The 16,263-nt window shown below is 72.6% G+C and carries 1 protein-coding gene; it reads left to right on the plus strand.

What is annotated here, in order from left to right; genetic code table 11:
• The first annotated feature begins 22 nt into the window (after nucleotides 1-22).
• Complete coding sequence (locus ACFVJX_RS29335) at nucleotides 23-16,222, plus strand: type I polyketide synthase (RefSeq protein ID WP_385746156.1); 16,200 nt, start codon at nucleotides 23-25, stop codon at nucleotides 16,220-16,222.
• The last annotated feature ends 41 nt before the right edge of the window (nucleotides 16,223-16,263 follow it).

The raw sequence follows: 16,263 nt of genomic DNA on the forward strand, positions 1-16,263 counted from the left end.
GAACGCACCCGCCGCCGGCGTCGTGGAAGCGCTCCGCGCCGCGATGAAGGAGTCGGAGCGGCTGCGGCGACAGAACAGGATGTTCGTCGCCGCGGCCCGGGAACCCATCGCCATCGTGGGAATGAGCTGCCGGTTCCCCGGCGACGTCAACTCCCCCGAGGCCCTCTGGGAACTCGTGGCCACCGGCACGGACGCCATCTCCGGATTCCCCACGGACCGTGGCTGGGACCTGGACGCGTTGCGCGACAGCACCACCGACGCACGTGACACCTCGGTCAGCCAGCAGGGCGGATTCCTCAACTGCGTCGCCGACTTCGACCCCGGCTTCTTCGGGATCTCACCCCGCGAGGCCGCCACCATGGACCCCCAGCAGCGTCTGTTGCTGGAGACCACGTGGGAGGCCATCGAACGCTCCGGAATCGACGCCACCCGACTGCGTGGCACGCGCACGGGTGCGTTCATCGGCACCAACGGCCAGGACTACGCCTACCTCCTGGTCAGGTCGCTCGACGACGCGACCGGCGACGTCGGCACCGGCATCGCCGCCAGTGCCGTGTCCGGCAGGCTCTCGTACGCCCTCGGGCTCGAAGGTCCGGCCGTCACCATCGACACCGCGTGCTCGTCGTCCCTCGTCGCGCTCCATCTGGCCGTGCAGTCCCTGCGCAACCAGGAATGCACCCTGGCGCTCGCCGGGGGTGTCAACGTGATGTCCACCCCCGGCTCGCTCATCGAGTTCAGCCGGCAGGGCGGGCTCGCCAGGGACGGCCGCTGCAAGGCGTTCTCCGAGAACGCCGACGGCACCGGCTGGTCCGAGGGCGCGGGCGTCCTGATGCTGGAGCGCCTCTCGGACGCCGAACGCAACGGACACCCCGTCCTCGCCGTGATCCGGGGCTCCGCGGTCAACCAGGACGGCGCGTCCAACGGCTTCACCGCCCCCAACGGACCCTCGCAGCAGCGGGTCATCCGGCAGGCACTCGCCAACGCCGGCCTCTCCCCGGCCGACGTCGACGCCGTGGAGGCGCACGGCACGGGCACCCCGCTCGGCGACCCGATCGAGGCGCAGAGCCTCCTGGCGGCCTATGGCCAGGACCGCGAGCACCCCCTGCTCCTCGGATCGGTCAAATCCAACATCGGGCACACCCAGGCCGCGTCCGGGGTCGCGGGCGTGATCAAGATGGTCATGGCCATGCGGCACGGCACGGTGCCCAAGACCCTCCACGCGGACGAACCGTCCTCGCACGTCGACTGGTCGGCGGGCAAGGTCGAACTGCTCACCGAGGCACGTGAGTGGCCCGACGCGGGCCGCCCCCGCCGTACCGGTGTCTCCTCGTTCGGAGTCAGCGGGACCAACGCGCATGTGATCGTCGAGCAGGCGCCGGCCGCCACCGGGGGGACGCCCGCCGACGGGACCGATGCGGTGCGCGGGGCGAGTGCCCTGCCCTGGGTGGTCTCGGGGCGGACCGCCGAGGCGCTGCGTGATCAGGCGACCGTGCTGCTGAGCAGGCTGGAGAGTGAACCGGCTCTGCGCGCGGTGGACTTGGCGCTGTCCCTGGCGACGTCCAGGGCGAGCATGGAACACCGCCTCGCCGTCCTCGCCGACGAGGACGGCGGCGACGGCCGTGCGGCGCTGGAGGCCTGGCTCAGGAACGGCGCGGCGCCCGGAGTGGTCGAGGGCAGCACCGCCGCGGGGCGGCCGAAGAGCGCGTTCCTCTTCTCGGGTCAGGGCAGCCAGCGCATCGGGATGGGCCGTGAACTCCACGGCCGTTTCCCGGTGTTCGCCGCCGCGTTTGACGCGGTGGTCGATGTGCTCGCTCCGTCGGTGCCTTCCTTGCGCGAGGTGGTGTGGGGTGAGGACGTGGAGCTGCTGAATGACACGGGTTTCACTCAGCCGGCGTTGTTCGCGGTTGAGGTGGCGTTGTTCCGGTTGGTGGAGTCGTGGGGTGTGGTTCCGGACTTTGTGGCGGGTCATTCGATCGGTGAGATCGCTGCTGCTCATGTGGCGGGTGTGTTCTCGTTGGAGGATGCCTGTGCCTTGGTGGTGGCGCGTGCGTCGCTGATGCGGGCGTTGCCTGTGGGCGGTGCGATGATCGCTGTGCAGGCCTCGGAGGACGAGGTCGTCCCGTTGCTGGCGGATGGTGTGTCGATCGCCGCGGTCAACGGTCCGGCGTCGGTGGTGGTGTCCGGTGAGGAGGCTGCGGCCCTGAGTGTGGCCGCGCAGTTGGCGGAGCTGGGTCGTAGGACGACGCGTCTTCGGGTGTCGCATGCGTTCCACTCGCCGCTGATGGACCCGATGCTGGATGAGTTCCGTGGTGTGGTGGAGGGGCTGTCGTTCGAGGCTCCGGGTATTCCTGTCGTCTCGAACCTGACGGGTCTGCTCGCCACCGCGGATGAGTTGTGCTCGCCGGAGTACTGGGTGCGGCATGTGCGTGAGGCCGTCCGGTTCGCCGACGGTGTGAGGACGTTGGCCGAGCAGGGGGTGACGACGTTCCTGGAGCTCGGACCCGACAGCGTCCTGTCGGCCATGGCCCAGGACTCCGTGCCGGACGGTGCGGTCACCGTGCCCGCGCTGCGCAAGGAGCGGCCCGAGGAGCGGACCCTGGTCACCGCACTCGCCCAACTCCACGTCCGGGGCGTACGGGTGGACTGGCCCGAGTTCTTCGCCGGAACCGGTGCCCGGCAGATCGACCTGCCGACGTATGCCTTCCAGCACGAGCGCTTCTGGCCGAAGACCACCTTCCGGCCGGCCGACGCCACGGGCCTCGGGCTGACATCGGCGGACCACCCGCTGCTCGGCGCCGCCATGTCGGTCGCGGGCTCCGACGAACTCCTGCTGACCGGAACACTGTCGCTGGCCACCCATCCGTGGCTCGCCGATCACGTCGTCAGCGGCATGGTCTTCTTCCCGGGCACCGGGTTCCTCGAACTGGGCATCAGGGCGGCCGACCAGGCCGGATGCGACCGCGTCGAGGAACTGATGCTGGCCGCGCCGCTCATCCTGCCCCGCACCGGCGCCGTCCAGGTGCAGATCTCCGTCGGTGGCGCGGACGAGGAGGGCCGGCGCGAGCTGCGCTTCTACTCCCGTCCCACGGACGCGCACGACGACGAGTGGACCCTGCACGCCTCCGGGCGGATCGGCAGCGGTGAGCGGGTCCTCGACTTCGACGCTGCCGTATGGCCGCCCAAGGGCGCCACCGTGGTGGACATCGACGGCCTGTACGACCGCTACGAGAGCAACGGGCTCGACTACGGACCGGTGTTCCGGGGCCTGCGCGCCGTCTGGCGACGGGGAGAAGAGATCTTCGCCGAGGTCGCACTCGACCGCGGTGTCGGTGACGCGAACGAGTTCGGGGTGCACCCGGCGCTGCTCGACTCCGTCCTGCACAGCACGGTGTTCGCCAGCGCGGACGGCGACGACCGCAGCCTGCTGCCCTTCGCGTGGAACGGGGTGTCCCTGCACGCCTCGGGCGCCTCCACCCTGCGCGTCCGGGTGACCAGCAACGGCAAGGACTCCGTGCAGCTGGCCGCCGTCGACGTCCAGGGCGAGCCGGTGATCTCGGTCGACTCGCTGATCCTGCGGGCAGCAGGACCGCAGGCGGCCGACAACGACCGCCGCGACGGGCTGAACTCCCTCTTCCGCGTCGACTGGGTACCGGGGACTCCGGAGAAGGTCTCCGCGGACACCACCTGGGTGGTACTGGGCACCGATGAACTGGGCCTGACCCAGGCCCTCGCGTCGACCGGCGCCGCCGCACTGGCGGCCCCGGCCGCCACCCTCACCGAACTGGCCGCCCGGGACGACGCGGAACTGCCCGGAATCGTCGTCGTCCCGCTGCGCGGTGACGCCGTGCGCGCGGCGGAGTCGGCCCATGAACTCGCCGACCGCACACTCGCGTTGATACAGGAGTGGCTGGCCGACGAGCGGTTCGCCGGCTCGCGGCTGGTGTTCGTCACCCGAGGGGCGGTCGAGGACGCCACTCAGGACGTGACCGATGTCGCCGCCGCCTCGGTCTGGGGCCTGGTGCGTTCGGCCCAGGCGGAGAACCCCGGGCGCTTCCTGCTGGTCGACACCGACGACTCCGCCGAGTCGGCCGCCGTACTGCCCGGACTGCCGGGACTGGTGGAAGCCGACGAACCGCAGGCGCTGGTCCGCGCGGGTGCGCTGCGCGTCGGCCGGCTCGCCCGGCTGGAGTCGGGCACGGGCCTGGTGCCGCCGGCCGAGGGGCCGTGGCGGCTCGGCAGCCGGGCCAAGGGCAGCCTGGACGGGCTGACCCTCGCTCCGTTCCCCGAGGTGCTCGAACCCCTGACGGGCCGCCAGGTCCGCATCGAGGTCCGGGCGGCCGGAGTCAACTTCCGCGACGTGCTCAACGCCCTCGGCATGTACCCGGGTGATGCCGGGCTGTTCGGCTCGGAAGCGGCCGGTGTCGTGGTGGATACCGGCCCCGACGTGAGCGAACTGCACGTGGGCGACCGGGTCATGGGCATGCTCTTCGGAGGCTTCGGCACCCATGTCGTGGGCGACGAACGCATGATGACCACCGTCCCGGATGACTGGAGCTGGGAGTCTGCTGCGTCGATGCCGCTGGTGTTCCTGACGGCGTATTACGCGTTGGTGGAGTTGGGTGGGTTGCGGCGTGGGGAGAAGGTTTTGATCCATGCCGGTGCGGGTGGTGTGGGGATGGCTGCTGTGCAGGTGGCGCGGTATGTGGGTGCGGAGGTGTTCGCGACGGCGAGTGAGTCGAAGTGGGGTGTGCTGCGGTCGTTGGGTGTGGCGGATGATCACATCGCGTCGTCGCGTTCGACGGATTTCGAGGCTGCGTTTGCGGGTGTTGCGGGTGGCGTCGATGTGGTGCTGAATTCGCTTTCGGGTGAGTTCGTGGATGCGTCTTTGCGGTTGTTGGTTGAGGGTGGTCGGTTCCTGGAGATGGGGAAGACCGATGTTCGTGAGGCGGGGGATCTGCCGGGGGGTGTGGAGTATCGGGCGTTTGATCTGGGGTGGGTGGAGCCCGAGGGTATTCAGCGGATGTTGGTTGAGGTGATGGAGTTGTTCGGGCGGGGGGTGTTGGTGCCGTTGCCTGTGCGGTCGTGGGATGTGCGGCGGGCGCGGGATGCGTTCCGGTTCATGAGTATGGCCAGGCATGTGGGCAAGATCGTGTTGACGATGCCGCGGGTGTGGAGTCCTGGGGGGACGGTTCTGATCACTGGTGGTACGGGTGGTCTGGGTGGTGTGTTGGCGCGTCATCTGGTGGTTGAGGGTGGGGTGCGTCATTTGTTGCTCACGAGTCGGCGTGGGCTTGGTGCGGATGGTGCTGCGGAGTTGGTGGATGAGCTGACGGAGTTGGGTGCGTCGGTGTCGGTTGAGGCGTGTGATGTTGCGGATCGTGCGGCGTTGGCGGGGTTGTTGGGTGGTGTGCCGGCTGATCGTCCGTTGACGGCGGTGATTCATACGGCGGGTGTGCTGGATGACGGGGTTGTTGGTTCGCTGAGTTCGGAGCGGCTGGCGGGGGTGTTGCGGCCGAAGGTCGACGCGGCGTGGAACCTGCACGAACTCACCCAGGACCTCGACCTGGCCGCCTTCGTCCTCTACTCCTCCACCGCCGGTGTCATGGGCAGCCCCGGCCAGGCCAACTACGCGGCGGGCAACACCTTCCTCGACGCACTCGCCGCACACCGGCGTTCACTGGGACTGCCGGGACTCTCCCTTGCCTGGGGAGCCTGGGAGCAGGGCGTCGGCATGACCGGCACACTGGAGGACCAGGACGTGCGCCGGGTCAGCAGCGGCTCCGGCATGCCGCTCCTCTCCGTGGAGCGTGGCCTCGCCCTGTTCGACACGGCACTCGCGAGCGATTCGGCACTGATCGTGCCGCTCGCCATCTCGGGCGGCGCCATCCCCGCCTCGGCCGGAGTCCCCGCCCTCCTGCGCGGACTCGTGAAGAGCGGACGCCGCGCCGCCAAGAGCGGAGCCGCCGGAGCGTCCCGCGCGGGACTCGTCGAGAAGCTGGCCGCACTGCACGAGGACGAGCGGCCCCGGCTGCTCACCGAACTCGTCCGCGCCGAGGCAGCGGTGGTGCTGGCACACTCCTCGCCCGAGGCCATCGCCGTGGAACGCGAGTTCCGCCAGCTCGGGTTCGACTCACTGACCGCTGTCGAACTGCGCAACCGGCTGGCGACCGCCACCGGACTCACGCTGCCGGCCACCCTGATCTTCGACTACCCCACACCGGCCCGGCTCGCGGACTTCCTGCTCGACGAACTGGTGGGCGACGACACCATCGCGACGGCGGCCGTGCGCGAATCGCACGACGACTCCGGTACCACCGACGACCCGGTCGCGATCGTCGGCATGAGCTGCCGTTTCCCCGGGGGAGTGGAGTCACCGGAGGGGCTCTGGGACCTCGTGCTGTCCGGCGGCGACGCCATCTCGGGCTTTCCCGACGACCGGGGCTGGCAGGCCGACTCCGCCATCGGCGCGCTGGAGGGCCAGGGCGGATTCCTCCGCGACGTCGCCGACTTCGACGCCGGCTTCTTCGGCATCTCGCCGCGTGAGGCCATCGCGATGGACCCGCAGCAGCGCGTTCTCCTCGAAGTCTCCTGGGAGGCGGCCGAGCGGGCGGGTATCGACCCGGCCACCCTGCGGGGCAGCCGCACCGGCGTGTTCATGGGCGTCAGCGGCCAGGACTACGCCGGCCTGGTGATGCGGGCGAAGGACGACGTGGCGGGCCACGCCACCACAGGTCTCGCGGTCAGCGTCGTCTCCGGCCGGCTCGCCTACGCGCTCGGCCTGGAAGGCCCGGCGATGTCGGTGGACACCGCCTGCTCGTCCTCACTCGTCTCGCTGCACCTCGCGGCTCAGGCCCTGCGCAGCGGCGAGTGCACACTCGCCCTCGCCGGCGGAGTGACGGTGATGACCACCTCCGCCAACTTCGCCGGCTTCTCCCGGATGGGAGGGCTCGCGGGCGACGGACGCTGCAAGGCCTTCTCCGACTCCGCGGACGGAACCGGCTGGTCCGAGGGCGCGGCCGTGCTGGTCGTGGAACGGCTGTCGGACGCACGGCGCAACGGCCACACGGTCCTGGCCGTGGTCCGGGGCTCCGCGGTCAACCAGGACGGCGCGTCCAACGGCCTGACGGCCCCGAACGGGCCCGCGCAGCAGCGGGTGATCCGGCAGGCACTCGCCAACGCCGGGCTCTCCCCGGCCGACGTCGACGCGGTGGAGGCCCACGGCACCGGCACCCCGCTCGGTGACCCGATCGAGGCCCAGGCCCTGCTCGCCACCTACGGCCAGGACCGGGACCAGGAACTTCCCCTGCTGCTCGGCTCGGTGAAGTCCAACATCGGCCACACCCAGGCCGCCGCGGGTGCGGCGGGTCTGGTCAAGATGGTGATGGCGCTGCGGCACGGGACCCTCCCGAGGACGCTGCACCTCACCGAGCCCTCGAGCCACGTCGACTGGTCGGCGGGTGCTGTGCGGCTGCTGGACGACAACACGGTGTGGCCGGAGACGGGGCGCGCCCGCCGGGCGGGCGTGTCGTCCTTCGGGATCAGCGGGACGAACGCGCACGTGGTCCTGGAGCAGGCGGGACCGACGCCCGACGCCGCCGAGGACGTACCCGGGATCGTTCCCGGCATCGTGCCGTGGCTCGTGGCGGCCAAGAGCGAAGCCGCACTGGCGGGGCAGATCCAGCGCATCCGCGCCTTCGCGCGGGCGCACCAAGGGTCCTCGGCGGCGGACATCGGTCACTCGCTCACCACCGGCCGGTCGCTCTTCGAGCACCGCGCGGTGCTCCTGGCGACCAGCGAGGGCATCGAGGACGCGGCCGTGGGAGCGGCGTCCGAGCAGTCGACGGCGTTCCTGTTCTCGGGCCAGGGCAGCCAGCGCATCGGGATGGGCCGTGAACTCCACGGCCGCTTCCCGGCGTTCGCCGAGGCTTTCGACGCGGCGCTCGATGCGCTGTCGGTGCCGTCCCTGCGTGAGGTGATGTGGGGCGACGACGCGGAGCTGCTGAACGACACCGGTTTCACTCAGCCGGCCCTGTTCGCGGTCGAGGTGGCGCTGTTCCGGCTGGTGGAGTCGTGGGGTGTGAAGCCCGACTTCGTGGCCGGTCATTCGATCGGCGAGATCGCCGCAGCCCATGTGGCCGGGGTGTTCTCGCTGGAGAACGCTGCCCGCCTGGTGGTGGCGCGTGCCTCCCTGATGCGGGCGTTGCCGGTGGGTGGTGCGATGGTCGCGTTGCAGGCGACGGAGGAGGAGGTCCTTCCGCTGCTCTCCGACGGCGTGTCGATCGCCGCGGTCAACGGGCCGGCCTCGGTGGTCGTGTCGGGTGACGAGGACGCCGTCCTGAAGGTTGCCGCGCGACTGGCGGATTCGGGGCGCAGGACGACCCGGTTGAGGGTGTCGCACGCGTTCCACTCCCCGCTGATGGACCCGATGCTGGACGAGTTCCGCGGTGTGGTGGAGGGACTGTCGTTCGAGGCCCCGCGCATTCCTGTCGTCTCGAACCTGACGGGTCTGCTCGCCACCGCGGACGAGCTGTGCTCGCCGGACTACTGGGTGCGGCACGTCCGCGAGACCGTCCGCTTCGCCGACGGCGTACGTGCACTCACCGATCACGGCGCGACCGCCTTCCTGGAGCTCGGTCCCGACGGAGTGCTCTGTGCGATGGCCCGCGATTCGGTGCCCGCCTCCACCGTGGTGGTCCCCGTGCTGCGCAAGGGGCGGGACGAGGAGGCGGCGCTGCTCACCGCCCTCGCCCGGCTGCACGTGGCGGGGGCCGATGTCGACTGGACGCCGGCCTTCGCCGGTACGGGCGCCCAGCAGGTCGATCTGCCGACGTACGCCTTCCAGCGGGAGAGGTTCTGGCCCGAGGTGGTCGCGGCCGCACCCGCCGACGGCGGCGATCCGGTCGACGCGGAGTTCTGGGCCGCCGTCGAACGTGAGGACCTGGAATCGCTCGCGTCGGGCCTGGACGTGGACGGAGCCTCGCTCGGAGCCGTGCTGCCCGCACTCTCCTCGTGGCGCACCCGGCACAAGGCCCGTACGGCCATGGACGCGTGGCGCTACCGGCAGACCTGGAAGCCACTGACCGTCAGCGGCGCCGCGGGCTCCCTCACCGGCACCTGGCTCGTGCTGGCGCCCCCGGCGGGCACGGCCGAGACCTGGGTGGCCTCACTCATCAGCGCGCTCGGCCCGGCCGCCGTGCGCGTGGACGCCGACCCGGACACCCTCGTCGACCGCCTCACCGAGGCGGCCCCCGCCGACCTCACGGGCGTGCTGTCGCTCCTGGCACTCGACGACTCGGCCGGCCCCGCGGGGGTCCCGGCAGGTCTCACCGCCACCGTCGGCCTCCTCCGCGCCCTCGGCGACGCCGGCATCACGGCGCCGCTGTGGACCATCACCCGCGGCGCGGTCTCCACCGGCCGCTCCGAGCCGCCCGCCGCCCCCGCACAGGCCGCCGTATGGGGGCTCGGCAGGGTAGCGGCGCTCGAACACCCCCGGCAGTGGGGCGGGCTGGCCGACCTGCCCGAAGAGCTGGACGAGCGGTCCGTACGGCGCCTCGTGGCCGTACTGGCCGGTCGGGCCGGTGACGGCGAGGACCAGACAGCGGTCCGCGCCTCGGGCGTCTTCGGCCGCAGGATGGTGGCCGCACCCGCCGCCGAGAGCACGGCCGCCGCCGAGGACAGGTGGCGGCCCACCGGCACGGTGCTCATCACCGGCGGGACGGGCGCACTCGGCGCCCATGTCGCCCGCCGGCTGGCGAGCGAGGGAGCGGAACACCTCGTACTCCTCAGCCGTCGTGGCCCCGAGGCCCCCGGCGCCGAGGAACTGCGGAGCGAACTCACCGACCTGGGTACCCAGGTCACACTCACCGCTTGCGACGCGGCCGACCGGGACCAGCTGGCGCGGGTGCTCGCCGCCGTCCCCGAGGACGCCCCGCTGACGGGTGTGGTGCACGCGGCCGGCGTACTCGACGACGGGGTGCTGGCCGGGCTGACGGCCGACCGGTTCGAGGCGGTCTTCCGCTCGAAGGTCGCCTCCGCCCTGCTCCTCGACGAACTGACCCGGGACCTCGGCCTCTCCGTCTTCGCCCTGTTCTCCTCCGTCGCCGGCGCCGTCGGCAACCCGGGGCAGGCCAACTACGCGGCAGCCAACGCTCTCCTCGACGCGATCGCCGAGCAGCGCCGGTCGCTGGGCCTGCCGGCGACCTCGATCGCCTGGGGCGCCTGGGGCGGCAGCGGCATGGCGGACAGCCCGGCACGGGGCGGGCACCACGCCCGGACCCTGGACCCCGAGCAGGCCGTCACCGCTCTCCTGCGCGTCGTCGTGGAGCCGGAGCCGACCGTCGTCCTCGCCGACCTCCAACAGCCGGACCTGCTCCACGCTCTGCTCTCCCTGCGCCCGAGCCCCCTGCTGTCCGGGCTGCCCGAGGCCCGCAAGGCCCTGGCCGCCGTACACGAGACGCGCAACGCGAGCTCAACGGCCGCCGCGGGGCTCCGGGAGCGCCTCCGCGGAACCACCGAGGCCGAACAGACCGCCGTGCTGCTGGGCCTCGTCCGGACCGGGGCGGCAGCCGTACTCGGACACGCCGAAGCAGACACGATCAAGGCCGACAAGGCCTTCCGTGACCTCGGATTCGACTCACTGACCGCGGTCGAGCTCAGCAACCGGCTCACGGAACTGACCGGCCTGGAGCTCCCGGCGAGCCTGGTGTTCGACTACCCGAACCCGCAGGCGCTCGCCCGTCACCTCCTCGCGGAGATCGTCGCGGAACTCTCCGGGGCGGGCGTCGAGCACAGCGGCCCGGCCGCCGCCGTCCCCGCGGCCACCGCGCTCACCGACGACCCGGTCGTCATCGTCGGCATGGCCTGCCGCTTCCCCGGCGGGGTGCGCTCGCCCGAGGACCTGTGGCAGCTGCTCGCCGAAGACCGCGACGGCATCGCGGAGTTCCCCACGGACCGTGGCTGGGACCTCGACGTCCTCGCGGGTGCCGGCCAGGGCCGCAGCGCGACGCACGAGGGCGGATTCCTCTACGAGGCCGCCGACTTCGACCCGGGATTCTTCGACATCTCGCCTCGTGAGGCGCTGGCCATGGATCCCCAGCAGCGGCTGCTGCTGGAGACCTCGTGGGAGGCGTTCGAGCGCACCGGGACCGACCCGGCCGCGCTGCGCGGCAGCCGGACCGGAGTGTTCGTCGGCACCAACGGGCAGGACTACGCCGGACTGATCCTCGGCGCCGACGAGGACGTCGAGGGCCACGCCGGCACGGGTCTCGCCGCCAGCGTCATCTCCGGCCGGATCTCCTACGCCTTCGGGTTCGAGGGCCCTGCCGTCACCGTCGACACCGCCTGCTCCTCCTCCCTGGTGGCCCTGCACTGGGCAGCCCAGGCGCTCCGCGCGGACGAGTGCTCCCTGGCGCTGGTCGGCGGAGTCACCGTGATGTCCACGGCCACGAGCTTCGCCGGATTCACCCGCCAGGGCGGGCTCGCCGCCGACGGGCGCTGCAAGGCGTTCTCCGACTCGGCCGACGGCACCGGCTGGTCCGAGGGCGTCGGCGTGATCGTCGTCGAGCGGCTCTCCGACGCCCGGCGCAACGGCCACGAGGTCCTCGCGGTCCTGCGTGGTTCCGCCATCAACCAGGACGGTGCGTCGAACGGGCTCACCGCGCCCAACGGCCCCTCCCAGCAGCGGGTGATCCGCCAGGCGCTGGCCAGCGGTGGTCTCACGCCGGCCGACGTGGACGCGGTCGAGGCCCACGGCACCGGAACCACGCTGGGCGACCCCATCGAAGCCGGAGCCCTCCTCGCCGCCTACGGCCGGGACCGGGACCCGGAGCTGCCCCTGCTGCTCGGTTCGGTGAAGTCCAACCTCGGCCACACCCAGGCCGCCGCCGGTGTGGCGGGGGTCCTCAAGACGGTCCTCGCGCTCCGGCACGGCAGCCTGCCCCGGACCCTGCACGTCAGCGAGCCCTCCACCCGGATCAACTGGGGTTCCGGAGCGGTGGAGTTGCTGACGGAGCCGCGCGCCTGGCCGGAGACCGGCCGCGCCCGCAGGGCGGGTGTCTCGTCCTTCGGTATCAGCGGTACCAACGCGCACGTGATCCTTGAGCAGGCGCCGGTGGAGACCGGCCCCCTCGCCGAGGAAGCTCCGCAGGCCGTACCCGCCGTCGTGCCCTGGCCGGTATCGGCCAGGACGGAAGCCGCGCTCGACGCACAGCTGGACCGGCTGCGGTCCTTCGTCGCCGAGCGCCCCGGGCTCTCCCCGGCCGACATCGGTCTCTCGCTGGCCGAGAGCCGGTCCCACTTCGAGCACCGGGCGGTGCTGCTCGCGCCGGCCGACCGCGCCGGGGCGCCCGCGCGGCTTGTCGCCAGGGCAGTCGCGGCGGAGGGCGCGACGGCCGTGCTCTTCCCCGGCCAGGGCTCCCAACGGCTCGGAGCCGGCCGGGAGCTGTACTCCCGCTTCCCGGTCTTCGCCGATGCCCTCGACTCCGTACTGTCCCATCTGGACGACGGCTCGGACCGCCCACTGCGTGACGTGATCTGGGGCGAGGACGCCGAGGCGCTCAACCGCACGGCCTTCACCCAGCCCGCTCTCTTCGCGCTCGAGGTGGCCCTGTTCCGGCTGGTGGAGTCGTGGGGGATCACCCCGGACTTCGTCGGCGGCCACTCGATCGGTGAGATCGCGGCGGCGCACGTGGCGGGGGTGTTCTCCCTGGAGGACGCGGCCCGGCTGGTCCTCGCGCGGGCCCGGCTGATGGAGGCGCTGCCCGAGGGCGGTGCCATGGCCGCCGTGGAGGCCGCGGAGAGCGAGGTGCGCCCGCTGCTCTGCGACCGTCTGGCGATCGCCGCGGTCAACGGGCCCACCTCGCTGGTGATCTCCGGCGACGAGGACCGGGTGGCGAAGGCCGTCGAGCACCTGGCGGCCGGTGGACACCGGACGAGCCGGCTGCCGGTGAGCCACGCGTTCCACTCGCCGCTGATGGACCCGATGCTGGAAGGGTTCCGCCGGGTCGCAGAGAAGATCACCTACCACGCGCCGCGCATACCGGTCGTCTCGAACGTGACGGGCGCGACGGCCGAGAACGGGGAGATGGGCTCCGCCGACTACTGGGTGCGGCACGTCCGCGACGCGGTCCGCTTCGCCGACGGCGTACGCAGCCTGGCGGCCCGGGGCGTGGGCCGCTTCCTGGAACTGGGTCCGGCCGCGGTGCTGTCCGCCATGGTCCGCACGTCCGTCGCGGACGACGCCCTGGTGGTGCCGTTCCTGCGCAAGGACAGGCCCGAGGAACAGACGGCCCTCTCCGCGCTGGCCCAGCTGCACGCGCACGGTGTCGCGGCCGACTGGACCGCGGTCCTGGCGGGCACCGGCGCACGGCGCGTCGAGCTGCCGACGTACGCCTTCCAGCGTGAGCGCTACTGGCCCCGGGCGACGGCGGGCAGGACGGCGGATGCCTCCGGCCTCGGCCTGGTGGCGGCGGGACACCCGCTGCTGAGCGCGGCCACGACGATGGCGGGATCCGGCGATGTGGTCCTGACGGGCCGGCTGTCGCTTCAGTCGACGCCCTGGCTGGCCGCCCACCGGTCACCGGACGGGACCGTGACGCTGCCCGCCTCGGCGCTGGCCGAGCTTGCGGTACGTGCCGGGGACGAGGCCGGCTGCGCCCTGGTCGAGGAACTCGTCCTGGACGAGCCGGTGTTCGTGCCCGACCAGGGCGCGGTCCGGATCCAGGTACAGGTCGGCGCCGCGGACGAGGAGGGCCGCCGGCCCCTGGACGTGTACGCCCGCCCCGAGGGGGCGGCGGACCTGATCTGGACCCGGCACGCCACCGGGACCCTGCTCCCGGGTGCGACGACGCCCCCGCCGGGGGCGGAGTTCGACACCTCCCTCTGGCCCCCCGCGGGCGCCGTACCCGTCCCGTTCGAGCGGGACACCGCGCACGGCCGGGGCGGCACACAGGCCGCCTGGCGCCTGGACGGAGCGGTGTTCGCGGAGATCGCCCTCCCCGAGGAAGCGGACCGGGACGGGGCGTTCACACTGCACCCCGGCCTCCTGGACGCGGCTGTCCGGGCGGCGGGACTGCTCGACAGCGACACGAGCGGTACGGGTGACGTGGCCGACTGGCACGGTCTGAACCTGCACGCGGCGGCCGCCACCGCCCTGCGGGTGCGCCTGACAACCGTCGGACAGGGCACCGTGTCACTGGAAGCCGTGGACGTGGCAGGCGAACCGGTGCTCACGGTCACCTCCCTGACACCCCGTCAGGGTGCGTCCGGGTCGGCGGACAGGGCCGCGGGGCCCGCCACCCCGCTGCTCGGAGTCGCCTGGGAGGCCGTGCCCGCTCCGACGGAGTCCGCTTCGCCCGCCGGGCTGCGGTGGGCGGTCCTGGGCACGGACACGGACGGCACGGCCGACGGGCTGAAGGACGCATCAGTCGCACACTGCGGATCCCTGACCGACCTCTTCGACGCCGACGGCCCCTTCCCGGACGTCGTCCTGGCCCCGCTCACGGGCGACGGCGACCTCCCGGAGGCGCTGCGCACCACGACCACCGCCGCGCTCGATCTGCTCCGCACCTGGTCCACCGACCCCCGGACCCACGACGCGACCCTGGTGTTCGTGACCCACGGCGCGGTCGCCGTGGACAGCGAGGGCGTGACCGACCTCGGGGCCGCCCCCGTCTGGGGGCTGGTCCGCTCCGCCCAGCTGGAGGAGCCCGGAAGCTTCTTCCTGCTCGACCTCGGCGATTCGGGGCCCGGCGCGGCCGGTGCGGCGTTCGCCGCCCTCCCCGGACTTCTGGACGCCGGGGAATCCCAGGCGGCACTGCGTGCGGGCACCGTGCGCGTGGCACGGCTGGCGAAGCTGCCAGATAGCGCCGCCGAGCCGCCCGTGGACCGGGCCTGGGACCGGGACGGCACGGTGCTCATCACCGGCGGCACCGGCGGCCTCGGCAGCGCCCTCGCCAGGCACCTGGTGACCGCCCACGGCATGAAACACCTGCTGCTCGTCGGCCGGCGCGGCCCCGGCGCCCCCGGCGCCCAGGAGCTGCGGACCGAACTGTCCGCGCTCGGCGCCGAGGTGACCGTCACCGCCTGCGACGTGTCCGACCGGGCGGCGCTCGACGCGCTGCTGGCCGCGGTACCCGCGGAACACCCGCTGACCGCGGTGGTCCACACGGCGGGCGTGCTCGCCGATGCCACGATCGGTACCCTGACCCCCGCTCTCCTGGACCGGGCACTGCGCCCCAAGGCGGACGCGGCCTGGTGGCTGCACGAAGCGGTCCGGGACGCCGGCCACGAACCGGCGGCGTTCGTCCTGTACTCCTCGGTCGCCGGGGTGACCGGGGGGCCGGGCCAGGGCAACTACGCGGCCGCCAACACGTTCCTGGACGCGCTGGCCGCCCATCGCACCGCTCTGGGCCTGCCCGCCGTGTCCCTGGCCTGGGGACCCTGGGACCAGTCCAGCGGACTGACCAGCACACTGAGCGGCACCGACCAGCGACGCATGCTCCGCTCCGGCCACGCCACGCTCTCGGCCGAACAGGGCCTGGCCCTGTTCGACGCCGCGACGGCCCGGCACGACGCACTCGTCGTGGCCACGCGGCCCGGAACCGGAACGGGTCCGGCCACCGGCGCCCCCGCCATCCTGCGCGGACCGGCATCGACCGGACGCCGCACCGCCGCAGCCCGGAGCCGCGCGGACGGCCTGACGGAGCGCCTGGAGAGGCTGGACGCCACCGAGCGGGAGACAGCTCTGGTGGAGCTGGTACGCGCCGACACCGCCACCGTCCTCGGACACAGCGGCCCGGACGCGGTCGAGGGCGACCGGGACTTCAGCCGGCTCGGCTTCGACTCGCTCATGGCCGTGGAACTGCGCACCAGGCTCGCCGCTTCCACGGGCGTACGCCTGGCCGCGACCCTGGTGTTCGACCACCCCACACCGGTCGCCGTCGCCCGCCATCTGGCATCGGCCCTCTTCGACACGGAAGCCCCCGCAACACAGGCCTCACCGCTGTCCGCGCTCGACCGGCTGGAGGCCGCGCTCAGCGAGGGCGACATCGACGAGGTCACCAGGACCGGAGTCGCAGGCCGGCTCCGCCAGCTGCTCGTCAGGTGGGAAGGCCCCGCCCCGCTGACCGGCACACCGGTCGTCACCGAACGGATCGAGGCGGCGAGTGCCGAGGAGATCCTCGCATTCATCGACAACGAGCTCGGCCGGTCGACGGATTCCTGACAGGGGCCCGTTCCCCTCGCACGCGATACATCTGAGGAAGG

The sequence above is a fragment of the Streptomyces sp. NPDC127177 genome (assembly GCF_042672475.1).
Classification (GTDB): domain Bacteria; phylum Actinomycetota; class Actinomycetes; order Streptomycetales; family Streptomycetaceae; genus Streptomyces.